Source organism: Mesorhizobium sp. Mes31, from assembly GCF_024519675.1.
Lineage (GTDB): Bacteria > Pseudomonadota > Alphaproteobacteria > Rhizobiales > Rhizobiaceae > Mesorhizobium.
The window spans coordinates 1-674 of record NZ_JALJRL010000063.1; the positions used below are offsets into that span (position 1 = coordinate 1).

Annotated in this window: 1 protein-coding gene; it reads right to left on the reverse strand. The window is 60.4% G+C overall.

Annotated elements, in window-relative coordinates; all coding sequences use genetic code 11:
- The coding region (locus NR193_RS33295) for a peptidase U32 family protein (protein WP_256754886.1) at window positions 1-674 on the reverse strand (674 nt) is incomplete at both ends.

Consider the following 674-nt stretch of genomic DNA (forward strand, 5'->3'; position numbering starts at 1 on the left):
TCCTCGAACAAATAGGAGGTCTTGCCGCCGGCCTTGAATTTGCCCTTGCACAATGTGGGGTAGCCCACCGGCTCGCCGGGCTCGTAGCGGTCGATCGTGAACCCTGAAAGCCGCGCCGCCGTGCTGTTCGGCTCGTCGTCGTAACTCACCATTTCGGGTGGCGAACAGACGCCATTCAGATTTGGCGATTTTCCTGTCGCGTATGAAGAGAGATAGCATCGGCCTTCGATCATCACGCAAAGGCCGCCGAACACGAATGCCTCCGTTTCCACTTCGATCGCACGGTTGAGCGCCGCGATCTCCTGAACCGAAAGCACCCGCGGCAGGACGACGCGACGGATGCCGAAACTGGTCGCGTAGAATCCGATTGCTTCCGGCGTCGCGGCCGCTGCCTGTACGGAGAGATGAAGACGAACTTGCTTGTGGTTTTTCGCGACGTGATCGAGGACGGCGATGTCCGCCGCGATGATCGCGTTAGCGCCGCATTCGGCCGTCGTGTCCGCGGCCTTCTTCCACAGGTCGACATCATTGACCCGCGCGAAGGTGTTGATAGCGACCAGAACCTTGCTGCCGTGGTCATGCGCGAAGCGGACGCCCTCGGCCAGTTCTTCCCCGGAGAAGTTGAGTCCCGGGAAGTTCCGGGCATTCGTTTCGTCGCGAAATCCGCAATAGAC